Origin of the sequence: Hymenobacter sp. HSC-4F20, from assembly GCF_019599275.1 — a bacterium.
Taxonomy (GTDB): domain Bacteria; phylum Bacteroidota; class Bacteroidia; order Cytophagales; family Hymenobacteraceae; genus Hymenobacter.
Map to the genome: position 1 here is coordinate 1,126,558 of NZ_JAHZTD010000001.1, position 25,327 is coordinate 1,151,884.

Here is a 25,327-nt window from a genome sequence, read left to right on the forward strand (position 1 = left end):
GTTCAAGGAGCCTAGCCGCGTATTCCGCCCCGCATGAATCTTCGCTACCTCACGCTTCTGCTCTTCTCCGCCGCTGCCTGCGGCCGGGAAACCTACTTTCAACCCGATGCCCGCGTTGAGTTTACCACGCCGCTTCCCACCGGCGCCGACAGTGCCCGCGTCACGGCCGGGCGCCACTACCACCGCGGGCCGCTGGGGCGGGTGCTGCTCGGCACGCACCACCGGCCCAGTTGGGTACAACCTGTCACGCTGCCCGTGTTCAAGCCCGAGAGCGTAGTAGTCGGCGGGGTGAAATTTGGCAAGCTGGGCGGCGGCTTCCAGACGACCAGCATGACTCTGGTGACTCCTTCGGGCCGCGGCTACGCCCTTCGCAGCATCGACAAAGACCCCTACCGCACCCTGCCGAAAGTACTCCGCCAAGGCTTTATCTTGCAGGCTGTGCGCGACGCTACGTCGGCCGGAATGCCCTACGGGGCGTTTGTGGTACCGCCCCTGGCGGAAGCAGCCGGCGTGCCGCATACCACTCCCCGCGCCTACTACGTCCGGCCCGATGAGCAAGGCCTGGGGGAAGCGTCTGAGCGACTGCGGGGCAAGGTGGTCTTGCTGGAAGAGAAATTCGAGGGTAAGGAGAACATTGCGGGGCCGGTAGCAGGGGCCGCGGCCCTGGAAGAGTCCGATGATATGCTCACGGCGCGCTATGCCAACCCCCGCCACCAGATTGACGGCGAGGCTTACCTGCGGGCCCGACTGCTGGATATCTGGCTGGGCGACTGGGACCGGCACGAAGGCCAGTGGAGCTGGGCCGCCTACCCCCAGCCCGATGGCCGTACCCTCTGGCGCCCCGTACCCCAGGACCGGGACCAGGTTTTCTTCCGGTTTGATGATGGCCTTATTTCCTGGGTGGCCAGCAAAGCAGTCAGTAAGTTCCGGACATTCCGCCCCCGCTACCAGAGCATTGAGGGGTACACTCGCAATGCAGCCTTTATTGATGAGCGGGCCTTGGCCGGAGTGCCCCGCCAAGTATATGATCGGACAGCTCGCGACCTGCAGGCCCGCCTTACCGACGAGGTTATTGCGCGGGCCGTGCGCCAGGGGTTGCCCAGGGAGGTATACCACCAGGAAGGCGCGGCGATGGAGGCGGCCCTACGCGCACGCCGCACTGAGCTTCCCGACGCTGCTACAGAGTTTTACCGCTTGAAGGCCCGGCACGTGGTAGTCGCGGGCACTGATCAGGCCGAGCGCTTTGTGGTAGAACGTCGTAATGATACGGCCACGGTGGTATCGGTGTACCAGGTGCCCGAAGAGCGTAGCGGGGTACCTCGCCTGCTGTATCAGCGGCGCTTTAACCCCGCCGACACACGTACGGTAGCCCTGCACGGCTTGCATGGCAAAGACGAATTTATCGTTTCCGGAGAGGTTCGCCACTCCCCGTTCCTGAACATATACGGCGGGCCTGGCTCCGACCTGCTTCAGGACTCGTCGCGGGTAGCGGGCTGGCGCAAGCGGACCCGCTTTTTTGACACCCGGCGCAACAACGAACTGGTACCCGGTCCCGAAACCAAGGACCGCACGGACCACAGCGTCGTCTCCCACGCCTTCGACCGGGACGGCTCCGGACGGTAGGGCCGGCTAAATGCTGAATAACCAGCACTGGTTTATTCGCCAAGCCCCGGCGGCACAATGCTACTTCGTAGAGGAATTGTGTCGTGCCACTGGGGCTTGGCAAGCACTAAGCCCTTGCTTCACTAACCCACTACTTTTCTATCTCCAGTTCCCGGAGCATTTCCAGCACCATATGCTCGGTGGGTGTGAGCAGGTCGTTTTCGGCAGGGTCCGCGTCGTGGCGGCGCAGGTAGTCAATGAGCTGGTCGGAGTTGAACAGTTCCACTACCTGAGGATGAATGTAGTACTTGGAGCAGACCGTGGGCGTATTGCCCAGGTTACCGGCTACATCCTTCAGGGCGCGTTTCAGGGTTTTAGGCTTCGGGAAACTGGGCTCCTCGTCAATGACGCGCTCCAGGGCTTCTACCATTTTCACGGTGCCGCCCCAGGTCCGGAAGTCCTTCGCCGACAGGTTTAGGCCGGTTACCTCGTGCAGGTACTCATTCACGTCGCCCGATTCCAGTTCCTCGCGGTGCCCATCGGGGGCGTAGTACTGAAACAGGTGCTGCCCGGGAATTTCCTTGCACTTCTGCACCAGGCGGGCCAGCTTCCGGTCGTGAATAGTCAGGTCGTGGGGCACTCCTTTCTTACCCACGAAGCTAAAGCGCACATCGGCCCCACTCACCTGCACGTGCTTGTCGCGCAGGGTTGTCAGGCCGTAGGTTTTGTTCTTTTTAGCGTATTCCCTGTTGCCCACCCGCATAAACGACTGGTCCATCAAGGTTAGCACCAGGGCTACCACTTTGCGCTTATCGAGAGCCGGGCGGGCCAGGTCCTGGTAAAGCTGCTGGCGCAAGTCGGCCAGCTTTTCCCCAAAAGCTCGTAGGCGGCTGAACTTGGTCAGGGCCCGGGCCTGGTCCCAGGCGGCGTGGTAGAGGTACTGCTTGCGGCCCTTGGCGTCGCGGCCCGTCACCTGCAGGTGCGTGTTGGGCGAGGGCGAAATCCAGACGTCCGTCCAGGCCGGCGGAATCACGAAGCTGTGGATGCGAGCCAGAGTTTTCTCGTCTTCCACAGGCTCTCCCTTGGCCGTGAGGTAGCGAAACTCGCCGTTTTTGGTGGCTACTCGGGTCAGGCCCGGCTTGGTATCGGTGAGGTAGCGCAAGCCCGCCAGCTCAGCCTGCCGGGCGGGGTCTTTATAGAGAATGTGGGCCTCCTCCAGAGGCTCTAACTTCTTTTTGCGGGTTTTAGGGCGAGGGGTAGCAGGAGTTGACATTGCAGATTATTCAGAGGTCCATGCGCCACAGTAGCCCACGGGCTCCTGTCTACGTGCTACAGTCAGAAATGGTGAGGTCCCGGCGCGGCTGTGCTAGCCTGGCGGCCGTAGGCTCAGCAGCCAGCTATTTTTTCGCGGCAAGCCACAGCCCGGCCACTACGTTTTTCTCCGCTGATACTCCGGCAGCTACCTCCCGGAAGGTGGCCGAAACCCCACGCCGGGCAACATCTGCGGCGGCCGGCCCGTTAGCACGGCGCGGGTTCTGGCACTGTTTTTTCTTGACAGCGCCCGTAGTGCTCTTCTTTCCACTTATCACATTTCCGCGTTTTATGCGTCGTTCTCTGCTCAAACCCTGGCTCCTTGCCGGCCTTGTTGCTTCCCTGGGCACCGTATCTTCCTGCTCTAAAGACGGCGACGGCGTGCTGCTTTTCTCGGTGGAAGACGACAAAGCCCTCGGCGAAAAAGTAGCCGCCCAAACCGACTCAACCTACCGGGCCAAGGGCCAGCTGCTAGAACCTGGCAGTAACCCCACCGCCTACGCCGCCCTGGGCCGCATCGTCACCCGCGTGCTCGATAACGGCAAGCTGCAGTACCGCAACGACTTTCCCTGGGACGTAAAGATCATCCGCGACGATCAGACCCAAAACGCCTTTGCTACCCCCGGCGGCCACATTTACGTGTTTTCGGGCCTGATCAAGTACCTCGATAATGAAACCCAACTGGCTGGGGTACTGGGCCACGAAATTGCCCACGCCGACCGCCGCCACACCTCCCGCCAGCTCCAGAACCAGTACGGCATCAGCGTGCTGCTGAGTTTGCTGCTGGGCGAAAACCAGAATACGCTGGTGGATGTAGCCTCCAGCCTGGGCCAGCTCAAGTTCAGCCGCGACTACGAAACCGAGGCCGACACTTACTCAGTGGAGTACCTGAACGGCACCAACTACTACGCCTGCGACGGGGCCGCTGGCTTCTTCATCAAGGCCGAGCAGGATGGCCAGGCTTCCCCGCCCGAGTTCCTGAGTACCCACCCCAACCCCGGCTCGCGCATCCAGAACATCCAAACCAAGGCCGACCAGTTGGGCTGCCGCAACCGCACGGCGGCCAGCAACGACTTTAACACGCTCAAGAGCGCGCTGTAAGCCGGAACTACCGAGCCAAGAAAAGGCCTCCTACACCAGCAGGAGGCCTTTTTTGTGCCTATTGCGGAGCTAATCGGAAGTTGTCCGCAACTCGCGCCGGGTAGGCCTGCGTAGGTAGAGCTTTCGCTTTTCCGCTTTCTTTACGCTCGATGCCACTCCTCGACAAACTCAGCAGCTGGGCCGAACGGGCCGATGACGCCCTCACCCGGGCCCGGGCCCGCCTCGGGCTCCTGCAACCGCTTCAGCTGCTCTCCTACCGCAGTTACGGTACCACCAGCCGCCTTTATGTAAAGGGCCGCCTGCTCACCGACAAGGGCATTGGGGAGCCAGACCCCACCGACTCGCGCTGGCACAACCTGCTGAATATGTACCGGCGCTTCGACAGCAACGAAATCAGCGGTGCTCAGGTGAGCGTGCGCCCCGCCGACGGCACTGACCACTTGGTAGTGACGGACGAAGAAGGCTACTTTACCCTGAACCTGGAGCCCCAGCGGCTGCCCGAACCGATTGATTTTCTGTGGTACCCGGTGGATGTGCTGCTGCGCCAGGCGCCGGCGCCCTTTCCCACGCCCCCGGCTCTGGGTACGCAAGCCATGGTGCTTATTCCGCCGGCCGATGCTGAGTACGGCATCATTTCCGACCTCGACGATACGGTAATCCAAACGTCGGCTACGGATCTGCTGCGCATGGCCCGCACGGTGCTGCTGCGCAACGCCCGCTCCCGCCTCCCCTTCAAGGGCGTAGCCGAGTTTTACCGGCAGCTCCAGCTGGGCCGCAACGGCAAGCGCAACAACCCCTTCTTCTACGTCAGCAGCTCGCCCTGGAACCTGTATGACTTACTGGAGGACTTCCTGAGCCTGAACGACATTCCGCCCGGCCCCCTGCTGCTGCGCGATATGGCCCTGAAGCGCAAGCAAAGCACCGATGCCTCAGAGCACCACGGCCACAAGCTCAAGGAAATCGACAACCTGCTGCTCACCTACCCCACGCTGCCCTTCGTGCTCATCGGCGACTCAGGCCAAGAAGATGCTAACATTTACCGCGAGGTAGTGCGCCGCCACCCCGGCCGCATCCTGGCCATCTACATCCGCGACGTAAACCGTCCCGACCGCGCTGCACTAGTTGAGCAAGTCTCTGAAGAACTTCGCTCCGACAAAGTGGAAATGCTACTGGTGCAGGATACCGTGGAGGCGGCCCAGCATGCCGCCGCTTCCGGCCTGATCTTCCAGGAAGCCATTCCGGCTGTGGAGCAGGAAAAGAAAAAAGACGAATCGGCGGACGACGATACCGAGCTGGATGGCGAAGGCACCGGCGAGCCGGTAATGAAGTGAGCTGGTGAACCCGTGAAACGGGGAGTGCCCATTCTATGGGCACAAAGCTGCGTAAAGCCCTGTTACTAGAACAGCCACCCCGTTTCACGGATTCATCATCTCTATACTCAACTAGAATGGTCGGCTACTACCACCCACTGCCCATTGATACGGCGGAAAACGAGCAGAAAGTGTCCTTGCAGGTCGCCCTGGCTCGGGCGGGTTAGGTGCCAGCGGCCGGTTACGTGGGCGGCGTCGGGGCTGAGGGGTTGAATGCGCAGGGCGGAAAAATTGAGCTGGCCCATAGCCTCGGCGGAGGGGTAGCTGCGACGGTAATTGTCGAGGGTACGCTGCCAGCCGTAGGTCAGGCCGCTTTTGCCAATGAACACCAGGGAATCATTTTGCCAGTAGCCTTGCATGAACCCGGCCACGTCGCCACGGTTCCAGGCAGCTGTTTGGGTGTGCAGCACTTGGGTAATGGCTTGCCGCGCCGCGGCCGCGGGGGTAGCACCGGGCCGGGCGGTAGCGCAGCCCAACAGCAGCCCGCAGGCCACCAGCGGAATAACGGAATACTTCATGGCCGGAAGATACACTGCCCGCCCCCGGAATACCTTCCGGCCGGCGGGCAGTGTACTTTCTGGTGCTAGTAGCTGCTTACTTATCCATCAGGGTCCGCACGTAGGTTGTGCCGCCCAGGCGACGCATGTTGCGCATTACCCGTCGCTGCTTGGCCCGGGCCTGGGGGCCGGGGTTGGCGGCCCGGAACCGCAGCGGGTTGGGTAGCACTCCAGCCAGCAGAGCGGCCTCGGCCGGCGTTAGGCGGGCCGCCGACTTATGGAAGTACTGCTGCGAAGCCGCCTCGGCCCCGAAAATACAGTCGCCCATTTCGGCCACATTCATGTACATTTCCATAATGCGGCGCTTGTTCCAGAGTAGCTCAATGAGCAGGGTGAAATAGGCCTCCGCAGCCTTGCGCACGTAGCTGCGGCCCGACCACAGAAACACGTTTTTCGCTACCTGCTGGGAAATGGTACTGCCGCCCCGCAGCTGCTTGCCCCCGCTTAAGTTGGACTTGGCGGCCTTCAATAGGGCATCGCCATCGAAGCCGTGGTGAAGCAGGAAACGCTGGTCTTCGGCCGCTACCAGGGCTAGGGGCAGGTGGGGCGACACCTCGTCAAGGGTTTTGAAGGCGTAGCTGATCCGGCGGTTATCTTCCCGGATGCCGTGGTAGCCCAGCCCCACCGGAGCGTGAGCACGCCGGTCGAGCATGAGCCAGGTAGCTGGCGGGCTTACCCACCGGTATACCAGTACCCAGGCCACCGAGGTCAGGAAGAGGGCGGCCGCCACCTGCAGGGCCACGCGCCCGGCCCGGCGGGCCGCTTGCCTGTAATCTGTCACGAAAGCAGTAACTAACTTGTAAGGGAAAAACCAAAGCCGCAGCTTCAAAGCAAAAGTAGCAGATTTCAGCCCTCAGGCACGAACAGCACTCGTTGCGGCTTACATTTCACCTTCTACCCAGTTACTTTCCGTATGACACGCACCCTGGCCCTGTTTCCCCTGAACCTCGTTGTGTTCCCCGGCGAGAAGCTCAACCTGCACATCTTCGAGCCCCGCTACCGCCAGCTTATTCACGACTGCCTAGCCCGAGACATTCCCTTTGGCATCCCGCCCTACCTCAACGCCAGCGTCAGCACCCTGGGCACCGAAATGCAGCTGATGGGCGTGGAAAAAACGTACCCCTCGGGGGAAATGGACATCCGGACGCGGGCCGTGGGGTTGTTTCGGGTGCAGGAGTTCTACCGCCAGCTACCGGGCAAGCTTTACGCCGGCGCTGAGGTAGAAACCCTTCCCGACGATAACACCCCGGACCCCGACTTGCGGGAGCAAACCCGCCCCCTGCTACGTCAGCTCTACGACCTGCTGGGCCTGCGGCGCCTGCTGGTGGAGTTACCCACTAATTTTCGAGTCTATGATATTGCCCATCAGTTGGGGATGAGCACGGAGCAGGAATACGAGCTGCTGGAAGCCGCCAGCGAGGCCGAGCGGCAGCAGCGCGTATTTGCGCACTTGCTGCGCGTGCTGCCGGTGCTGGAAGAAACCGAGCGGCTTAAGGAGCGCGCCCGTCTGAACGGGCACTTCAAAAACCTTACGCCCCCTAATTTTTAGGAACCCCCTGGGCCAGTCTTCGTTTTTTCCGAGCCTTGATCCGTGGTTGTCGGACACGCCGCCGGCAGTTGCGTATAGTACAGCTAACTATATTGCTTTGCCGGTGTCTACCTCTACCCTTCTGCTTTATCTGCTCGGCGCCCTTGCCCTCGGGGGGCTGGGCTGGCTGCTGCGCCGCTTTTACCAGGAGCGCCAGTATCGGCGCCGGCCTTACGTAGCACCCGCGCATAATAATTGGGCCCAACAGCTTCCTCCCACGGGTGCCCCTCTGCACCGCGTGGCCCTCCTCGGCGACCCGGGCGCCGTGGCTACGGATGGCACCGACCCCATTCTGAACCTGCTGGCCGGCTGGCAGCAGCAAACCGGACCGGCTGGCACGGTCATCATCCTCGGCGACAATGTGTACCCAACCGGGCTGCCTGCCCCGCAGCACCCCGGACGGGCCGCGGCGGAAGCCCGCTTTGCTGCCCTGCTAGACGTATTGCGGCAGTTTCAGGGCACTGTGGTGTTCCTCAGCGGCAACCACGACTGGAACAAGGGCCGCCCCGACGGCTGGGAGTATTTGCGCCGCCAGGAAGCGTACGTGCGCGAGCAGTTGCCCCAGGCGTACTATCTGCCAGTTGACGGACACCCGGGCCCGGTTTCGCTGCAGCTAGCCCCCGACCTGCTGCTCATCGTGCTGAATACGCAGTGGTGGGTACAGCGCGGGGTTCGTCCTGCGGCCGATGCCAAGGCTCCTTTCCAGGAACTGCGCCGCCTGCTTGAGGCCAACCGGCATCAACGCGTGGTAGTGGCCGGGCATCATCCGCTGTACTCCAACGCCCTGCACGGAGGTAAGTTTACAGCGAAACAGCACGTATTTCCGCTTACCACCGTGCACAAGCAGGCCTACGTGCCCTTGCCCATCATTGGCTCCTTGCTGCCTCTCTACCGGAAAGTAGTAGGCGCAGCAGAGGATATGGCCCACCCCCGTTACCGCAAGATGCGCCGCCGTCTGCTGCGCGTACTCCACGAGTTTCCCGGCGTGCTTTACGCTGCTGGCCACGACCATAACCTGCAGTATTTTGCGTATAAAGGCGGCCACTATCTGGTAAGCGGCTCGGGCAGTAAAACCGCGTTTGTGCAGAAAGGCGGCCGGGCAACCTTCGTGCACGAACACAAAGGGTTTTTCAGCCTTGATATATACCCACAGCGGGAGGCTTGGCTACGCACCCTGGAGCCTGGTCAGGACGAGGTATTCCGGTTACGGCTCCAGAATGCGCCCGAAGCGGCTACCCCACCATCCGAGCCAGCTAGTTCTTCCCAGGTAGCTCAGCCCTTACTCTGAGGCAGCGTGCAGCGCAGGCCGGAGCACCCACAGGCTGCGCGGGTGTATCGTCACGTCTACTGGCGTAGGCAGATGGTGCGGCTCCCCGTCAATCTGCACCAGTACCTGCTGCTTCCCTGGCACGCTGATGCGGGCCCGGCGGCAACACATGCGGCGGGTGTAGTTGGAGGCATCGAAGGCGCTGGTATAAAGGCGGTAGAGGAGCCCCGGCGCTGCCGTGTTTGGGAAAGGCTCTATCAGACATAGCTCGAACTGCCCGTCATCCAGCTCACTGTCGGGGTTGATGATAACGTTGCTACCGAAGGTGGTAGCGTTGGCAATGGTTAGCATGAAAGCCGGTCCTTGCCAGGTTTCCAGGTCGGTTTCAATAAGGTAGGTAGCAGGCTCGTAGCTGGCGTACTCCTGGGTGGCAATCCGCACGTAGGCAGCCGGCCCGCGGGCTTCGCCCTGGTCGAAGCGCTCCACAATGAGGGCATTAAAGCCTAAATCGGCCAAGTGAGCCGAAAACTTGCCTCCTACCCGCAAGGTATCCACTGAGGTAAGCTCAAAGTCCCAGGTTAGGCGCAGGGCCGGCTCCACCTCCTGCGGAATGCCCAGGTCCTTCGAGAGCCCATTGCCGGAGCCCAGCGGAATAATGCCCAGCGGAATTTCAGTGTCCGTCAGCGCTTCGGCTACCAAACTGGCCGTGCCGTCGCCACCAGCCGCGAATACCGCATCGTAGGGGTGAGTCTGCAGGTACGCCTGGAGTTGGGCTAAGTCATCGTTGCCGCTGGTATGAAAGAACTCGGCAGTGCGGCCTCGCTCCTGGCAGTACTGGGTGATGGTGGCTTCCAGGGCCGATTTATCAATGTCGCCGGATATAGGATTGAGCACGAACAGCAAGTGGCGAAGCACAGGAGAAACAGCGGGGGGCATGGGGCGCAGGTAGAAGGTTCGGAGGGCCGGTTCAGGGTAGCAGTACCAGAGCCGGCTAGCCCTGAAACGCACATAGCCGACCTAAGGTCGGCTATGGCAGCAAGTTTTTATGGCGGCGCGGTTACGGCTTCAGCCCAGCAGGTAGCCCCTGCGGAAAATCCTCCGCAATGTCCCGTTGCAGCTCCTCAATTCGGTTGCCGGGGTTGGGGTGAGTGCTGAGAAACTCCGGCGGACCGCCCCCGTGATTTTCGCGCTCCAGAATTTCCATCACCTGAATCATAGCCCGGGGGTCATAGCCAGCGGAGGGCGTGAAATCAACTGCCAGACGGTCGGCCTCGAGTTCGTCTTCGCGCCCGTAGCGCAGAGTAAGCAGCTTGCCAACCATGGCGGCTGCCGCGGCACTGGCCATCGTAGCGGGGCGGTCTGGGTCGTAGAGGCCGATGGCGGCGGCGCCCGTGAGGCCCTGCGTCAGGCGCGACTTAGCAATCTGCTCCGCCGAGTGCCGCCCTACTACGTGGCCGATTTCGTGGGCCAGCACGCCGGCCACCTGACCTTCAGTTTTAAGATTCTTCAATAGGCCCGCCGTAATGAACACCTGCCCGCCGGGTAGGGCGAAGGCGTTGATGGTGTTTTCGTCGGCGAGCAGGTGAAACTGAAACTTGTAGGGGCTCTGGCTAACCTTGGTGCGCTGCACAATCTGCTGGCCGATGCGCTCAATGGCAGCTCCGGCCTGGCGGTCGGGGTGGATGCCGCCGTACTGCTGGGCCATTTCCGGGGCGGCCTGCAAGCCCAGGGCAATTTCCTGGTCGGCCGACATATCTACGTGCTGTACTTCGCCGGTTACTTCATTTTTCTGCGTGTTGCAGTAGTACGGGATGAAGGCAAAGGCTGCCATAACCAGCGCAATTATGTACCGAAGGTTTCCTCTCATGATTGGAGATTGGGAAAGGGAGTGAATAGGGCAAAAACAAAGGCCGAGGGCTTTTCTGGCTTTGTAACGCGAAGCCTACGGCAGAGTTGCCCGCCAGCGCAGAACCTAAATACGGGCAGTATACGTATCAGTTCCTATTCCAGCCAGCCCCAGTAGCCGGCTGCTCTCCTCCACCGCAACCTCCCGCACAATGAATCAGAAACGCACTTTCGGCAGCATTCTTACCATCCTAGGTATTCTGGGCATTATTGCCGGTGCTCTGGGCTTTCTTCAGATTGGAGGGCTGGGCCTGAGTAAAATGAACTCCCTGGTTCCGTTCCTGGTAGGGCTGATTTTCTTTTTTGCCGGCATCAACCTGGTTAAAACCACCGGCGACCGGGCCTAGCCTCCTTCCTCTGGCTAACCAAAGAGGTGAATGCAATAAAGCCCCGCGCTACCTTTCGGAAGCTGCGGGGCTTTTCTGTGAAGCTGTGCTCAGGGGCTGTTTTCTCCGGGCCCTATATATTAACTAATCCGGTCCAGCAGGCCTTTGCTCCGGGCAAACCCCAGTAGGGCCGGGTCCAGGCTAAGCCAAGCGGAGCGGTAGGCGATGCTGGCAGGCCCGTTGGCGAAGAGTACTGTGCCGCCCTTGATAGTGCGGATAATAGCCGGGGCATCCGCCACAGGCAGCGCCGGGCAGCCTTGGCTGCGGCCCAGGCGGCCGTGCTGCCGGATAAACTGCTGGCTTACGTAATCGGCTCCGTGCACCACCACGGCCCGCGTTAGGGCGTTGGTGTTATAGCCGGCGTCTACCCCGTTCAGCTTCAGTGACAGGCCGTGCTTGCCCTGGTACGTAGCACCGGTTACGTAGAATCCAAGGCTGCTCATTTCGGAACCCTCCCGGTTGGAGAAACTCTGAGCGTACTCCTCGCCCGTATTCTTGCCGTGGGCAACCAGGGAGTGGTGCAGCAGCTTTCCTTTGGCCAGATCAATAATCCACAGGCGCTTTTGTGTGCTGGAGCGGCCAAAATCGATGATGGACAACACCTGCGCGTGGCTGCTGACAGTGCCCCGCTGTTGCAGGCTATAAAACCCAATCAGGGCGCGGCGGTACACGTCCAGGGACAGGCCGGCGGCCGTAAGCCCGGCCTGCACATAGGAAAGGGCCACATGCTGCTCAAAGGCAGCCGTAACCATGGCCCGTTGTTGGGCACTCCAGTTGCTTGTGGCGGCCGGCGCATTCGTGCGGGGCGAGGCAACTGCGGCCCAGGAGGCTGGCAGGGAAAAAACAGTAAGCAGAAGAAATGCAGCAGCGCGGGTCAACACGTTCGTCATCGGCTAAATCAGTCGGGGCGAAGTAACTTGCGGAGGCGAAGGTAGCCCTGTGCCCTCCGCATACAGCAAAAATACTACTTCCATTCAGTACCACTCTGGTGCCAAACTTCTTGCTTGTGCAAACCGTTCCCTTTCTTCTTCGTCAAGTTGCCGGATGCCTTCTGCTGAGCGGGTTACTGGCTGGCTGCGGGCACTCCCTACCCGAGCTACCCGGTTTTGATTCTGCCACTTGGCGCACTGATTCCTACGGCTGCCAAAACCGCCGGACTGCGCTGCTACCGGTACTGGAAAAACACCGGGACCTTCTGTATGGAGCCCGCGTTAACGACATCACCCGGCTGCTGGGCCACCCCGATGAAGAGGAACTGGGCGAACAAAGTGACAAGGTCTATATCTACTACGTGGCCTCCGGGCTGCAATGCTCCACCGGGCACCCGCGCTCGGGCCGGGCTCGGGTACTCTTGCGCAGCGGCGCCACCGGCACCATCACAGAAGTTATTCTTCCCGTCCTTTCTTCTCGGTAATCCCCTGGCGCCCTCCTTTTTCGGAACGCCAAGTTACTGGTCCGTATCTGCACGGCTCCTGAAAATGCAAAGGGCCCTTCCGTGGTTGGAAGGGCCCTTTGCTTATAGATACCAGTAGGCAGGCTGTTAGCCTAGCCCGCCTTCGTTGGAGTTGGCAGGCTGCGTCGGAACACTGTCGCGGCGTTGCTCTTCCTGGAAGAGGCTAAGCTGCGAGGGAGTCAGGATGCGGCCACACTCCGTTTCGTATTGGGCTTCCAGTTCCGCAAGCTTTGCCGTGCGCTGGGGCAGATCATTGGCGTACTGCCACTGGATTTCCTCCAGCCGGGCCAGCTTGATCTTATTCACTTCGCGCAGCTTAATAAACTGGGCTTCATTCAAATGCAACTGGTTGCTCATCAAGCGGGTTACTTCTTCAACCCGCTCCAATGAGGGGCCCTCATCCCCGCCCGGACGCTCAGCATAACGGTCTTTCCTTTGAGCCAGCGAAGCAGTGCTCAGAGTAACAAGGCAGAGAAAAGTAAGTAGCAGAGTTTTCATATGAAAACGGTAAGGCATGCAGGTGTATAAACGGTAGTGCTGAGCTAACCAATATCCCGTAGGAAAAATTCAGTTTGCCGCTCTTTTGTTAGTACAAATATATACATAATAAAACACAAGAACGGCCTCATATATCTTTTTTGTATAAAAATTTAAACGAATAGTCATGTTTATTACACTCTCGCTATATAGCTCTACAGCAAGGAAAGCCGGCTGCTATGGCCGGCTTTCCTTGCTGTAGATACGGTTACTCTATTTCAGTTACAGGCTTGTGGTCGGGGCTCTTGTAGTACTGCATAGCTACCAGGGAGATAATCACCCCAGCCATGGCACCCTGTAGGATAATGGCCAAGAAGGCAATGGTCACCGATAAGTCAAACCCAAACAGATCCTCAGCACGAATGCCCTCCATGATCTGTCGGTTAAGTACGCCGGCGTACAGGATAAAGAAAAAGGCGAAGCCCACGGAGGCCACCATGGCCGTAATAATGCCCGTACCAAAACCGTGCAGGTACGGCATCCGGTCCTGGCGGTAGCGCTTGTAGTTGACAATGGCCAGGCAGATGCCCACGGCCAGAATCACCCCGTTCAGGAAACTGAACTCTATGCGCTCGGCCAACCCTGTCAGGGAGGCAATCAGAAAATACACAATCATGCCAACGGAAGTGAAAAGGCCGTAGCGAATTCCATTGGTTTCGGGCGTAATGCGAGTGGTAGCCATACGTAAGAAAGAAGAGAAACTAGGTGGTGAAAAGAACAGGTGCTTCCGTGGAAAGAGCCGGGAACTACGGTCCCCTGAATTTTCGTTTTTAATCGGCCTGTCAGGCCCGGCCCGAGCAACGGGTGCTTTGCTTTTTATACCCCATTGTGAAGCAGCTTGTTGTGCGAAAGGCTGGCTTTTTTTCCAGAACTAGCACATCCGCCGGGTTGAATTCCGATGGGCCGGGGCATTTTGCGTATTTTTACGGGCCGCGGCTGTTGTTCCCGCAGCGCCTAGGTACTCTTACCGTTTCTCCGCACTTTTTTGCTATGATCAGCACCTCCAACGTAAGCCTGCGCTACGGCAAGCGCGTATTGTTTGAAGACGTTACCATCAAGTTTATGCCCGGCAACGTGTACGGCCTCATTGGGGCCAACGGAGCCGGTAAATCTACGTTCCTGAAAATCCTCTCCGGCGAGATTGAGCCCAACACCGGTTCGGTGGATATGCCCAAGGGCGCCCGCCTCTCGGTGCTGAAGCAAGATCAGTTTGCCGCCGATGCTTTTCCCGTGCTGCAAACTGTTATTATGGGCCACCAGCGCCTGTGGCAGGTAATGGAGGAAAAGGATGCTCTCTATGCCAAGGCCGATTTTTCGGATGCCGATGGGGAGCGGGCCGCGCAGTTGGAGGGAGAGTTTGCCGACCTGGAGGGCTGGAACGCCGAGTACGAGGCCGCCGAGTTGCTCTCGGGCCTGGGCATTGCTGAGGACAAGCACCACACCCTCATGGCCGACCTGGGTACCTCCGATAAGGTACGGGTACTGCTGGCCCAGGCCTTGTTTGGCAACCCCGATGTGCTGCTGCTGGACGAACCCACCAACGGCCTCGACGCCGAAACCGTGCTGTGGCTGGAAAACTTCCTCGACTCCTTCCAGAACACGGTGATTGTAGTAAGCCACGACCGTCACTTCCTGGATGCGGTGTGTAACTACATGGCTGACCTGGATTTCTCGAAAATCACCATGTACCCCGGCAACTACTCGTTCTGGTACGAGTCGTCGCAGCTGGCCCTGCGCCAGCGCCAGGAGGCCAATAAGAAAACCGAGGACAAGCGCAAGGAGTTGGAAGAGTTTGTGCGGCGCTTCTCGGCTAATGCTTCTAAGAGCAAGCAGGCTACCTCGCGCCAGAAGCTGCTGCAGAAGCTGACCCTGGAAGACATCAAGCCGTCTTCGCGCAAGTATCCCTACATCGCCTTTAAATCGGAGCGCGAGGCGGGCAACCAGCTCCTGACGGTGGAAAACCTGAGCAAGTCCGTCGACGGCCAGACTATTTTCCGGAACGTATCGTTCTCGCTGGACAAGAAGGACAAGGTAGCCATCATCAGTCGCGATGACCGCGCCGCTTCCCTCCTCTTCGACATTCTCTTTAACGAGGCCAAGCCCGATACCGGCGACTTTAAGTGGGGCACCACCATTACCCCGAGCTACTTCCCCAAGGAGAATACGGAGTTCTTCAACACCGATCTGAACCTGGTGGACTGGCTACGCCAGTACAGCACCGAAAAGGACGAGTCATTTATCCGGGGCTTCCTGGGGCGGATGCTGTTCTCGGGCGAGGAGTCGCAGAAAAAGTCTAACGTACTGAGTGGGGGCGAAAAAGTACGCTGCATGCTCTCCAAGATGATGATGGAAGCCGGCAACGTGCTCGTGCTCGATGACCCGACCAACCACCTGGATCTGGAAAGCATCACGGCCCTGAACAACTCCCTGCAGGAGTTCAATGGCACGCTCCTGTTTGCTTCCCACGACTTGCAGGTAGTGGAAACCGTGGCTAACCGTATTATTGAGCTGACTCCGGACGGCATCATCGACCGGCGCATGAGCTACGAGGAGTACCTGGCCGACGAAAATATCAAGACGCAGCGCCAACGCATGTATCAGTTGGTTTCGTAGTTACGTTGTAACCCCGATATGAAACGACTTCTGTTCCTAATGATTTTTGGAGGGGCCAGCCTTGGGTTGGCCCCCACTGTTTCGGCGCAGGTAACGGACACTACCCGCACCACCAAGCCCCAGCTGAACACAGCCCCGCCCGGCGCAGCCCCCGCCCGCACCCCGGCGCCCGTGTACCAGCCTACCCCCACGGCCCCCACCGAGCCGGTTCAGCCGGGCGTACCGGCTTCCAACGCCCCCTACGACCCCAGCCGCCCCTCCGGCCTCGACCTACCCCAGCGGCCGGGAGTAGCCGCCCCGGAACCACCCATGCGGCGCTACTTCCTCTACAGCAACTTCGGGCTAGGCTTCAGCAGCCTGTACGGGTTCAACCAGTTCAGCGCCAGCCTTGCGCCGGCCATTGGCTACCGCGTCTCCAAGAAGTTTGCCATCGGCCCGGGTATTTCCTACGCCTACAACAGCTACTCGGCCCGGGGCTACCAGGGTATCAAAACGAATAGCCTAGGGGTGAAAGGATTTGCTCAATTCATGGTCTTTAATCAGTTCTTCCTCCACGGGGAGTACGAAGTCACGAAGGCGGAAGTCCTGTATCAGGACCAGTACACGGGGCAACTGTATAAAGGCAAACTCACCGTGAAGACGCCACTGGCCGGAGCCGGTTACCGCCAGCAAATCAGCGACCGGGCCGCCGCCGATATTGTGGTGCTCTACAACTTCAACGACGGGATTAATGACATCTACGGGCAACCTGTCATCCGCTTCAGCTTCCTGTTCGATCTGAAATAACTGGTGTCAGAAATGACGATTCAACAAAAAAGCCTGTCTCAGTTGAGACAGGCTTTTTTGCGTTTTTCGGACTAAAGAATTCCACTACCAAGTGGAATGCAGGAGCTGGTTACACTACCCGCCCGCCGCGAATAACGCGCAGCAGAATGGCGATGATAGCAATAACGAGCAATACGTGAATCAGGCTGTTGCCTTGAATGCCGCCGCCGAGTACTCCGAAGAAGCCCAGGGCCCAAATGATGATTAGAATGACGGCGATGATATACAGCAGATTACCCATGATTGGAGAGGAGAGAGTTGATGGATGGTTAGGGAGAGTTTGGTGATGGTTCCAGGCAGCGGGCCAGTTATGCTGGCAAGCCGGATGGTCATTTGCGGTTTTGTACGCGGGCTTTCCTGCAAAAGGTTTATTGTATATTCATATTTTTTTCCGCGCTTGGTTATATTCTGACCTAAAACCCACTTTCCGAGCTTTCAGACCACTATTTAGTAGCAATAAATTATGTATATAAATACATAAATTCTTACGCGGGTGGGTGTACTGCTGGGGTTTGACGTAGCTTTGCATAGTGCTTGTAGTAGCTTTTACCATCCTCACCCACCACCCTTTTCCACATGCGTAACGTCGCCGTTATTGGCTCGGGCACCATGGGCAATGGCATTGCCCACGTGTTTGCCCAGCACGGATTTTCCGTCGCCCTCATCGACATTAACCAGCCGGCCCTCGACAAGGGGTTGGCCACTATAAGCAAGAATCTGGACCGTCAGGTAGCCAAGGGTACCCTCTCGGAGGCCGATAAAACGTCTACTCTTGGCCGCCTGACGACTCATACCAGCGTGGCAGCAGGCGTAAAAAATGCCGATTTAGTAGTAGAAGCCGCTACCGAAAATGTAGAGTTGAAGCTGAACATTTTTCGGGAGCTGGACCAGCATGCTCCTGCCGGCGCAATCCTGGCTTCCAACACGTCCTCTATTTCCATTACCAAAATTGCCGCCGTTACCAAGCGCCCTGAGCAGGTAATCGGGATGCACTTCATGAACCCCGTGCCGGTGATGAAGTTGGTGGAAGTTATTCGCGGCTATGCTACCTCCGACGAGGTAACCCAGCGCGTAATGGACCTGTCGCGAGAGCTGGGCAAAACGCCCACTGAGGTAAACGACTATCCCGGCTTTGTGGCCAACCGCATTCTGATGCCCATGATTAACGAGGCCATCTATAGCTTGTACGAGGGGGTAGCCGGCGTGGAAGAAATTGACACAGTCATGAAGCTGGGTATGGCTCACCCCATGGGCCCCTTGCAGCTCGCCGACTTCATCGGCCTGGATGTGTGCCTGGCTATTCTGCGGGTGCTGCACGAGGGGCTGGGTAACCAGAAGTACGCCCCCTGTCCCCTGCTGGTAAATATGGTAACGGCCGGCCGCCTGGGCGTGAAATCGGGCGAAGGTTTCTACACCTGGAACCACGGTACCAAGGACCTGGTGCTGGCCGAACGTTTCCGTAAGTAAGGCCACAGTAGCCGCTTACCTCTGCCTCCTACCCGGCTTTTCTGTCACCCGACGGAAGGCCGGGTATTTTTATGACAGCTCAACCGTATTTACTAAACTTTTCGGCCCTCAAAATCCTTTTACCCGTATGATACGAGCTGTATTAACTGCGTTGCTGTGGATGGGTCTGCTGACGGCAGCCACCGCGCAACGGGCAACTCCCAAGCCATCAACTACGAAACCCCAACGAATGGAACAGGCAACTTTTGGAGCCGGCTGCTTCTGGTGCGTCGAGGCTGTCTTTCAGGACCTCAACGGCGTCGAGAAGGTAGTGTCGGGCTATACCGGCGGACGCATCGCCAACCCCACGTATAAAGAAGTATGCAGCGGCCTGACGGGTCACGCCGAGGTAGCCCAGATTACCTATGACCCCAGCAAAATTACCTTCGCCGAGTTGTTGGAAGTGTTCTGGAAAACCCACGACCCTACTACCCTCAACCGCCAAGGTGCCGACGTAGGTACGCAGTACCGCTCGGCCATTTTCTACCACAACGAGGAGCAGCACCGCCTGGCCGAGGCTTACAAGAAAAAGCTCAACGAGGCCCATGCTTTCCCCAACCCCGTAGTGACGGAAATTGTGCCCCTCCAGAAGTTCTACGCCGCCGAGAACTACCACCAGAACTACTACAACCAGAATGGTCAGCAACCCTACTGCCAGTTCGTAGTAAAGCCCAAAGTAGATAAAGTACGGCAGGTATTTGCCGATAAGCTGAAACCTGAAGCCAAGGTTCACTAAACCTCCAACTACCCAAAAGCCCGCCCGGACGCTGTCCGGGCGGGCTTTTGGGTAGTTGGAGGTTTGCTTATTGCTGGTCTATCAGATCAATTTGGAAAGGGCCATGCTCCCGGCCCAGGGCGTAGAACATAGCCACATGATTCATAAGGGTGCGGGCGTAGAGGTCGAGGCCGCGGGTTTCCAGAATCTGGTTGTTCTTCACGATGATAAAGCTTACTAGTTCGCCGGGGTAGGCCCCATCCTCACCCAAGGGCGGAATGGCCTCGAAAGGTGAGAAGTTCTTTACCGGAATGAACTGGCCCTTGGGCAAGTCCATGAGCGTTTTCTCACCGTACGGGATAAAACCCTTTAGGTGGGAGTATCGGTAGTGAGGATTCCAGATCCAGCTGCCGTTGAAGATATAGTACTCATCGGTGCCCAAGCGCAGAAATTCCCGCAGCGACACATTCACGCCAATGCGCCAGTTGGTGCGCTCCTCCAGCGTCTGCTGGATGATGGCCAGCCGTGTGGGGTCCGGTACGTCCGTCAGGGGCTGGGTGAGGCGGGCATGCACTACCAGTTCGCAGCCCGCGTACAGGTTTAGCAGCTGTTGGCGCCAGGCATTCTGGGCTCCCAGCTGGTAGGCGTCGGCGCGGGTAAACTCAAAGAAATTGTGGGTGTAGGGGCCGGCAATGGCCACCCCGTCGCGGCCGTTAGGCTCAGCCCACTCCACCAGGAAGCAGGGGCGCTTGCGGCCGTCTACCCAGGGTAATTCCCGGTTGAAGGCCACGCGGGTCTGGACCAGTTCGGGGCTGATTTCTAATTCCTGGGCTACGTAGTCACGCACTTCGTCGCGAGCCTGGGCTGCGGAAACAACTGATTTGTGGGTACTCATTAAGCAGAGAATCGGGGGAATTTCAGTGAGTGAACTACTCACCGCTGCGCAATATCTTCTATCTGACGGTGGAAAAAAAGAACCCTGGCGGAAAGTGGCCAGGGTTCTTGGGGTTCAGGTTGCGGCAGCAGTTGCCACTGCCCTGGGCAGGGCGACGCCTTACACGGCCACGTTGTGTTCGCGCAGGGCGTCGTTGAGCGACGTTTTCAGGTCAGTGCTGGGCTTGCGCTGCCCAATAATCAGGGCGCAAGGCACCTGGTACTCACCAGCCGGGAACTGCTTGGGCAAAGAGCCCGGAATCACAACCGAGCGGGCTGGTACGTAGCCGCGGTATTCTTTGGGCTCGGTGCCCGTCACGTCGATAATACGGGTGCTGCCGGTGATGGTCACGCCGGCGCCAATTACGGCTTCCTTCCCCACGAAACAGCCTTCTACCAGGATACTGCGCGAGCCTACGAAGGCTCCATCTTCCACGATAACTGGGGCGGCCTGTACCGGTTCCAGCACACCGCCAATGCCCACGCCCCCGCTCAGGTGCACGCCGGCCCCAATCTGGGCGCAGGAGCCCACGGTTGCCCAGGTGTCAACCATGGTACCCTCGCCAACCCAGGCGCCAATGTTCACGTAGCTCGGCATCATAATGACACCGGGAGCTAGGTAAGCGCCATAGCGAGCCACGGCCGGGGGCACCACACGCACACCCTGCTGCTCGTACTTGCTTTTGAGCTGCATTTTGTCGCGGAACTCAAAAGGTCCTACTTCGATGGTTTCCATCTGGCGGATGGGGAAGTACAGGATAACGGCCTTTTTCACCCAGTCGTTTACCTGCCAGTCGGCGCCCTCGGTGGCGCCGGGCTGGGCCACGCGCAGGCGGCCCTTATCGAGTTCTTCAATTACGTGCTGGATGGCCTCCGTGGTGGCGGCTTGCTGCAGCAGGCTCCGGTCGGTCCAGGCAGCCTCAATCAGGGTTTGGAGTTCAGACATCTACAATCAGGTTGTCAGGTGATTCACGTTGGCTGCCCGCACCGAAGACCTGGGGCCACGCGCTACAGCGTGGTTCCTACCGCTTCTCCGCCGGCAACTAACAAGCAAACTTACCATCTTCGCGGGCAATATGCCGCCTCCCCTGACCATTTTACTAGCCTCGGTGCTCAAACCGCTCGACGATACCCGCATGCTGGGCAAGTTCGGACGCACCTTGGCCAGCCGCTCTGGCACGGTGGTGCATGTAGCCGGCCGGCAGGCACCTACTCCGGCCTCACTCCCCACTACCCTGCGCACCCACACCCTGCTGAAGGGCACGCGCCTGAGCCTTGACCGGCTAAGAGCCCAGGGGCGCTACTGGCGGCTGCTACGGGAGCTACAGCCGCAGGTAGTGTTCGTGCACGCTCCGGAACTGCTGCCCCTCACGGTACTCTGGCAAGTGCTGGGCCGCGGCCGGCGCTTTGTGTATGATGTGCGCGAAAACTACGCCCTCAACATTCTGACCCAGCAGGTATACCCAGCCTGGGCCCGCCGCCTGCTGGCCGGGCTGGTGCGCCGCCTGGAAACCCTGGCGGCCCGGCGCGCTGCCGCGGTGTTGCTGGCCGAGCGCAGCTACGCCGAGGAACTGCCCTTCGCCCGCCCCGAACGGACGCTGCTGCTGGAAAACAAATACCAGCCCTACCCCTCGGAAGCGCCTATCTCTGCCTTTCCGCGCCGCCTACCGGCCCCTCACGAACCCTTGCACTTGGTGTACTCCGGCACTGTTTCGGAGTTAAATGGAGTGTGGGAGGCCATCCGCTTCACCCAACACCTGCGTACGGCCTGGCCCCTTGCCCATCTGACGATTGTCGGCGCCTGCCAGCAGCCGGGCTTGCTACCGCGCCTGCTGGCGGCCGTCCGGGAAAGTCAAGGGGCCGTGACCCTGATTGGAGGCGCCGGGCTGGTACCCCACGCCGAGGTAGTGGACACCATGCAACGCAGCCACCTGGGGCTGCTGCCCTATCGCCCCCACCCGAGTACGGCCCGGTGCGTACCGACCAAGCTGTTTGAATACCTCGCCCACGGCTTACCCCTGCTGGTGCCGCCTAACCCGTTGTGGCAGAAGCTGACTGAACAGCACGGGGCCGGGCTGACCTTTGACTTCCAGCAGGAGCAGTATCCACCGGCTGCCACCTTGGCGGCCACCCTTCACGCCTCTGCATACTACCCCCACGGCATCCCAGCGGAAGCCTTTTGGATTTCGGAGGCCGAAAAGTTGCACCACCTCATGGATTCTATCCAGTAACTCTCGACCTTTGCGGGCCGTTTTCGGGGCAGCGCCGAATTTTTCTACCTTCGGCTCCGTTTTCCTGACCTAATTGCCCCGCAAATCCCCCCTTGATGAACACTACTCTCCGAATGTCCGAAATTGCCGGTGTGGGCCACTACGTGCCCGACCGGGTGGTCACGAACGCCGACCTCACAACCCTAATGGAAACCACCGACGAGTGGATCCAGGAACGCACTGGCATCCGGGAGCGGCGCTGGTTTGAGGAAGGTAAGGACACCACGGCCAACATGGGCGCCAATGCGGCTCGTAAAGCACTGGAAATGGCCGGTCTGCAGCCCGATGACGTGCAGTTGATTGTATTTGCTACCCTGTCGCCAGACTATTTCTTTCCCGGCTCGGGGGTGCTGCTCCAGCGCGAGTTGGGCATTCAGGCTCCCATTCCGGCCTTCGACGTGCGCAACCAGTGCTCGGGCTTCGTGTACGCCTTGTCCATGGCCGACCAGTTCATCAAGACGGGCATGTACGATACGGTGCTGGTAGTGGGCTCCGAAATCCACTCCTCGGGGCTCGACATCAGTACCCGCGGCCGGGCCGTGTCGGTGATTTTCGGCGACGGTGCCGGGGCCGTAGTGCTGCGCCCCAGCACCCGCGAGGGCCACGGCATTTTGAGCACCCACCTGCATTCCCAGGGGGAGCACGCCGAGGAACTGATTGTGAAGGAGCCCGGCTCGAACCGCAATAAGCGCGTAGAGTACGTGGTCGACAACCACCTGGATATGTACCCCTACATGAACGGGCAGAACGTGTTTAAGCACGCAGTGGTTCGCTTTCCGCAGGTTATCAAAGAGGCCCTGGACCAGAACGGCTTCCAGCCTCAGGACATCGACATGCTCATTCCGCACCAAGCCAACCTGCGTATTACTCAATACGTGCAGCAGAAGATGGGCCTGCCAGATAGCAAGATTTTCAGCAACATTCAGCGCTACGGCAACACCACTGCCGCTTCCGTGCCCATTGCCTTGAGCGAGGCCGTGCAGGAAGGCCGCATCCAACGCGGCGACCTGGTGTGCCTAGCCGCCTTCGGCTCGGGCTTCACCTGGGCTTCGGCCCTGATTAAGTGGTAGGTTTAGCTTCATTAAAAATGAAGAAGTAAAAAATGAGGTGACTGACCGGACGCTACATCCGGGTGGGTCACCTCATTTTATTTCTTTGTTTTTAATTCTTAATTCCACCGAATGCCCAGTTACACCGAGGAAAACTACCTGAAAGCCATTTACAAGCTGGCTGAGGCCCAGCCGGGTCAGGAAGTCAGCACGAACAGCGTGGCCGAGGCCCTGCAGACGCGCGCAGCCTCCGTGACGGATATGCTGCGCCGACTGGGGGAGAAAGGACTACTGCACTACACCCGCTACCGGGGCGTAACGCTCACGGCCGAGGGGCGCCGTCTGGCCCTGCTTACCATCCGCAAACACCGCCTCTGGGAAGTGTTTCTGGTGCAGCAGTTAGGCTTCAACTGGGATGAGGTACACGACGTGGCTGAACAGATGGAGCACATCGACTCCGACCTGCTTATCCGCCGCCTCGACGAGTTCCTGGGCCACCCTCAGTTTGACCCCCACGGCGACCCCATCCCGACGGCCGAGGGCGTGCTGCACCGTCCCCAGCACCGCCTCCTCGCCGACCTGCGTCCCGGCGACCAGGGCGTGGTAGTGGCCGTCAAGAATACCTCCCCTGCCTTTCTGCAGTACCTCGATAAGGTGGGCATAAAGCTTGGCACGCATCTCGAAGTAATAGATAAAATAACGTTTGACAATTCTTTAGAAATCAGAATAATATCTTCTAAAGAATATCTTGTTTCAGCGGAAGTAAGTCGCAATATTTTCGTAACGGATTAAGTACTGCATCCCGCTCTAGCCTATCGTTCTTTCGCGAGCCGGGAAGCCGTACCTTTGCGGCCAGAAATCAGTTTTCGCCGCCATGGCCGTTGCGCTACCCCCTTCGCTTTCCGATACTATTGTTGCCCTCTCGACGCCGCCCGGCGCCGGAGCCATTGCCCTCGTTCGGTTGTCGGGCCCCGATGCCATCCGGCTTACCGACGAGGTGTTCGTAGGCAAGCGCCTGCGCGACCAGCCCGGTCATACCCTGCACTACGGCACCATCCGTGACGGGCAGCGCATCATTGACGAGGTTGTCGTTTCCCTGTTTCGGGGGCCCCATTCTTATACCCGCGAGGATGTGGTGGAAATCAGCACTCACGGCTCCGACTACATCGTGCAGGAACTGCTGGCCCTGCTGACCCGCCGGGGTGCCCGCTTGGCCGAAGCTGGCGAATTCACCAAGCGCGCCTTCCTGCACGGGGCATTCGACCTGGCCCAGGCCGAGGCTGTAGCTGACCTGATTGCCGCCGATTCGGCTCTATCGCACCAGGTTGCCATGCGCCAGATGCGCGGAGGCTTTTCGCAGGAACTGAAAGACCTGCGCGGCCGGCTGGTGCAATTTGCCGCCCTGCTGGAACTAGAGCTAGATTTTGGGGAGGAAGACGTGGAGTTTGCTGACCGTACTGGCCTGGTGCAGTTACTCCAGGAAGTGCAGGCATTGGTGCGCCGGCTACTACGTTCCTTTGAACTGGGCAACGTCATTAAGAACGGCGTAATCACCGTCATTGCGGGCCGCCCCAATGCCGGTAAGAGCACCCTGCTCAACGCCCTGCTCAACGAGGAGCGCGCTATCGTGTCAGATATTGCCGGCACTACCCGTGACCTAATTGAGGATGAGGTGAGTATTGAGGGGATTCGCTTCCGTTTTGTGGACACGGCCGGCCTACGAGACACCACCGACGTGGTAGAATCCATTGGCGTAGAGCGCACGCTCAAGCGCGTGCAACAGGCAGCAGTAGTTGTATATCTCTTTGATAGTACGTCGACTACACCCGCGCAACTTGAAGCAGAGATTGAAGCTTTACAACTACCGGTTGGCACGTCGGTATTAGCCGTAGGTAACAAGCTGGATGTGGCATCGGAGCCCGAGTTGGACGCCTTTCGGGGTAGGCCCGGCACGGTGCTGATTGCCGCCGCCCGCGGCGACGGGCTGGAGGAGTTGCGCGAGGAACTGCTGGCCCGCGTGCGCTTGGATGGACTGGACCGCACCGGAGCCAGTACCATCGTTACCAACGTGCGCCACGCGCGCAGCCTGGAGCAGGCCACCCAGCACCTAGATGCCGTGCTTGGGGGGTTAAGCACCGGCGCCGGCACCGAGCTGCTAGCCGCCGACCTGCGCCACGCCTTGGCGGCTCTGGGTCAGATTACCGGCGAAATCGGCAACGAGGACCTGCTTACTAGCATCTTTACTCAGTTCTGCATCGGCAAGTAACAAGTGTTACCACCAAGCGGCTTACCTTCCACAAGTTTGCTAACTAGGTATAGCTTCATTCAGCAACAATCAG

26 protein-coding genes are annotated in these 25,327 nt (G+C 59.3%); 15 read left to right on the top strand and 11 right to left on the bottom strand.

All coding sequences use genetic code 11. From position 1 onward, the window contains the following. Nucleotides 1-33 precede the first annotated feature (33 nt). Nucleotides 34-1,623 carry a hypothetical protein gene (locus K3G63_RS04925; RefSeq protein ID WP_220612956.1) on the top strand — a complete coding sequence of 530 codons (1,590 nt, stop codon included), beginning with the start codon at nt 34-36 and terminating at the stop codon, nt 1,621-1,623. Between the two features lie 130 nt (nt 1,624-1,753). Here the strand turns inward: K3G63_RS04925 and K3G63_RS04930 are convergent, their stop codons facing one another. After that, a complete protein-coding gene (locus K3G63_RS04930; protein ID WP_220612957.1) occupies nt 1,754-2,875 on the bottom strand; it encodes a DNA topoisomerase IB in 1,122 nt (373 codons plus the stop codon). 329 nt (nt 2,876-3,204) lie between these two features. Here K3G63_RS04930 and K3G63_RS04935 point away from each other — a divergent pair, with 329 nt between their 5' ends. Continuing rightward, nucleotides 3,205-4,014 carry a M48 family metalloprotease gene (locus K3G63_RS04935; protein WP_220612958.1) on the top strand — a complete coding sequence of 270 codons (810 nt, stop codon included), beginning with the start codon at nt 3,205-3,207 and terminating at the stop codon, nt 4,012-4,014. A gap of 149 nt (nt 4,015-4,163) precedes the next feature. Beyond that, a complete protein-coding gene (locus K3G63_RS04940; RefSeq protein ID WP_220612959.1) occupies nt 4,164-5,345 on the top strand; it encodes an App1 family protein in 1,182 nt (393 codons plus the stop codon). A 107-nt stretch (nt 5,346-5,452) separates the two neighbouring features. On the opposite strand, the gene K3G63_RS04945 is transcribed toward K3G63_RS04940, so the two are convergent. Both K3G63_RS04945 and mtgA read right to left on the bottom strand, forming a co-directional pair. Further along, nucleotides 5,453-5,902, bottom strand: a complete 450-nt coding sequence (locus K3G63_RS04945) for a DUF4440 domain-containing protein (RefSeq protein ID WP_220612960.1) — start codon at nt 5,900-5,902, stop codon at nt 5,453-5,455. A gap of 76 nt (nt 5,903-5,978) precedes the next feature. Further along, nucleotides 5,979-6,722, bottom strand: coding sequence for a monofunctional biosynthetic peptidoglycan transglycosylase (mtgA, locus tag K3G63_RS04950; protein ID WP_220612961.1), 744 nt, complete (start codon nt 6,720-6,722; stop codon nt 5,979-5,981). Nucleotides 6,723-6,854: 132 nt separating this feature from the next. On the opposite strand from mtgA, the gene K3G63_RS04955 reads away from it, so the two are divergent. Both K3G63_RS04955 and K3G63_RS04960 read left to right on the top strand, forming a co-directional pair. Beyond that, on the top strand, nt 6,855-7,490 hold the full coding sequence (locus K3G63_RS04955) for an LON peptidase substrate-binding domain-containing protein (RefSeq protein ID WP_220612962.1): 636 nt from the start codon (nt 6,855-6,857) through the stop codon (nt 7,488-7,490). Between the two features lie 103 nt (nt 7,491-7,593). Continuing rightward, complete coding sequence (locus tag K3G63_RS04960; protein ID WP_310794559.1) at nt 7,594-8,817, top strand: metallophosphoesterase; 1,224 nt, start codon at nt 7,594-7,596, stop codon at nt 8,815-8,817. Here K3G63_RS04960 and K3G63_RS04965 read toward each other — a convergent pair. Beyond that, nucleotides 8,809-9,732 carry a diacylglycerol kinase family protein gene (locus tag K3G63_RS04965; protein WP_220612963.1) on the bottom strand — a complete coding sequence of 308 codons (924 nt, stop codon included), beginning with the start codon at nt 9,730-9,732 and terminating at the stop codon, nt 8,809-8,811. The genes K3G63_RS04960 and K3G63_RS04965 overlap by 9 nt on opposite strands. A 121-nt stretch (nt 9,733-9,853) precedes the next feature. Then, nucleotides 9,854-10,663 carry a M48 family metallopeptidase gene (locus K3G63_RS04970; RefSeq protein ID WP_220612964.1) on the bottom strand — a complete coding sequence of 270 codons (810 nt, stop codon included), beginning with the start codon at nt 10,661-10,663 and terminating at the stop codon, nt 9,854-9,856. Between the two features lie 190 nt (nt 10,664-10,853). On the opposite strand from K3G63_RS04970, the gene K3G63_RS04975 reads away from it, so the two are divergent. Continuing rightward, nucleotides 10,854-11,048, top strand: coding sequence for a hypothetical protein (locus tag K3G63_RS04975; RefSeq protein ID WP_220612965.1), 195 nt, complete (start codon nt 10,854-10,856; stop codon nt 11,046-11,048). A 119-nt stretch (nt 11,049-11,167) separates the two neighbouring features. Here the strand turns inward: K3G63_RS04975 and K3G63_RS04980 are convergent, their stop codons facing one another. Further along, nucleotides 11,168-11,977, bottom strand: a complete 810-nt coding sequence (locus tag K3G63_RS04980; protein ID WP_220612966.1) for a murein L,D-transpeptidase catalytic domain family protein — start codon at nt 11,975-11,977, stop codon at nt 11,168-11,170. A 116-nt stretch (nt 11,978-12,093) separates the two neighbouring features. Between K3G63_RS04980 and K3G63_RS04985 the strand changes: the two genes are divergently transcribed. Further along, nucleotides 12,094-12,501: a hypothetical protein gene (locus tag K3G63_RS04985; RefSeq protein WP_220612967.1), complete on the top strand. Its 408-nt coding sequence runs from the start codon at nt 12,094-12,096 to the stop codon at nt 12,499-12,501. Between the two features lie 126 nt (nt 12,502-12,627). On the opposite strand, the gene K3G63_RS04990 is transcribed toward K3G63_RS04985, so the two are convergent. Then, complete coding sequence (locus K3G63_RS04990) at nt 12,628-13,038, bottom strand: hypothetical protein (protein ID WP_220612968.1); 411 nt, start codon at nt 13,036-13,038, stop codon at nt 12,628-12,630. A gap of 247 nt (nt 13,039-13,285) precedes the next feature. Continuing rightward, a complete protein-coding gene (locus K3G63_RS04995; RefSeq protein ID WP_220612969.1) occupies nt 13,286-13,759 on the bottom strand; it encodes a DUF4199 domain-containing protein in 474 nt (157 codons plus the stop codon). Nucleotides 13,760-14,067: 308 nt separating this feature from the next. Here K3G63_RS04995 and K3G63_RS05000 point away from each other — a divergent pair, with 308 nt between their 5' ends. After that, nucleotides 14,068-15,690 (top strand): ABC-F family ATP-binding cassette domain-containing protein, encoded by a 1,623-nt coding sequence (locus K3G63_RS05000; protein ID WP_220612970.1) that lies wholly within the window; start codon nt 14,068-14,070, stop codon nt 15,688-15,690. Between the two features lie 18 nt (nt 15,691-15,708). Next, nucleotides 15,709-16,476 (top strand): hypothetical protein, encoded by a 768-nt coding sequence (locus K3G63_RS05005; protein ID WP_220612971.1) that lies wholly within the window; start codon nt 15,709-15,711, stop codon nt 16,474-16,476. Between the two features lie 109 nt (nt 16,477-16,585). Here K3G63_RS05005 and K3G63_RS05010 read toward each other — a convergent pair whose 3' ends face one another. Next, complete coding sequence (locus K3G63_RS05010; protein WP_220612972.1) at nt 16,586-16,756, bottom strand: lmo0937 family membrane protein; 171 nt, start codon at nt 16,754-16,756, stop codon at nt 16,586-16,588. A 335-nt stretch (nt 16,757-17,091) separates the two neighbouring features. Here K3G63_RS05010 and K3G63_RS05015 point away from each other — a divergent pair, with 335 nt between their 5' ends. After that, a complete protein-coding gene (locus K3G63_RS05015) occupies nt 17,092-17,982 on the top strand; it encodes a 3-hydroxyacyl-CoA dehydrogenase family protein (protein ID WP_220612973.1) in 891 nt (296 codons plus the stop codon). Between the two features lie 229 nt (nt 17,983-18,211). Next, complete coding sequence (gene msrA / locus K3G63_RS05020) at nt 18,212-18,757, top strand: peptide-methionine (S)-S-oxide reductase MsrA (protein ID WP_220612974.1); 546 nt, start codon at nt 18,212-18,214, stop codon at nt 18,755-18,757. Nucleotides 18,758-18,824: 67 nt separating this feature from the next. Here msrA and K3G63_RS05025 read toward each other — a convergent pair whose 3' ends face one another. Together K3G63_RS05025 and K3G63_RS05030 are read right to left on the bottom strand one after the other, a co-directional pair. Further along, nucleotides 18,825-19,631: a hypothetical protein gene (locus K3G63_RS05025; protein ID WP_220612975.1), complete on the bottom strand. Its 807-nt coding sequence runs from the start codon at nt 19,629-19,631 to the stop codon at nt 18,825-18,827. A 159-nt stretch (nt 19,632-19,790) separates the two neighbouring features. Next, on the bottom strand, nt 19,791-20,615 hold the full coding sequence (locus K3G63_RS05030; protein WP_220612976.1) for a 2,3,4,5-tetrahydropyridine-2,6-dicarboxylate N-succinyltransferase: 825 nt from the start codon (nt 20,613-20,615) through the stop codon (nt 19,791-19,793). Nucleotides 20,616-20,745: 130 nt separating this feature from the next. On the opposite strand from K3G63_RS05030, the gene K3G63_RS05035 reads away from it, so the two are divergent. From K3G63_RS05035 to mnmE, 4 genes are all read left to right on the top strand, one after another. Then, the gene (locus K3G63_RS05035; protein WP_220612977.1) at nt 20,746-21,900 is read left to right on the top strand and encodes a glycosyltransferase; all 1,155 of its coding nucleotides are present in this window, start codon (nt 20,746-20,748) and stop codon (nt 21,898-21,900) included. A gap of 95 nt (nt 21,901-21,995) precedes the next feature. Beyond that, nucleotides 21,996-23,009, top strand: a complete 1,014-nt coding sequence (locus K3G63_RS05040; RefSeq protein WP_220612978.1) for a 3-oxoacyl-ACP synthase III family protein — start codon at nt 21,996-21,998, stop codon at nt 23,007-23,009. Between the two features lie 111 nt (nt 23,010-23,120). Further along, nucleotides 23,121-23,780, top strand: a complete 660-nt coding sequence (locus K3G63_RS05045; RefSeq protein ID WP_220612979.1) for a metal-dependent transcriptional regulator — start codon at nt 23,121-23,123, stop codon at nt 23,778-23,780. 82 nt (nt 23,781-23,862) lie between these two features. Further along, nucleotides 23,863-25,254, top strand: a complete 1,392-nt coding sequence (gene mnmE / locus K3G63_RS05050; protein ID WP_220612980.1) for a tRNA uridine-5-carboxymethylaminomethyl(34) synthesis GTPase MnmE — start codon at nt 23,863-23,865, stop codon at nt 25,252-25,254. The last annotated feature ends 73 nt before the right edge of the window (nt 25,255-25,327 follow it).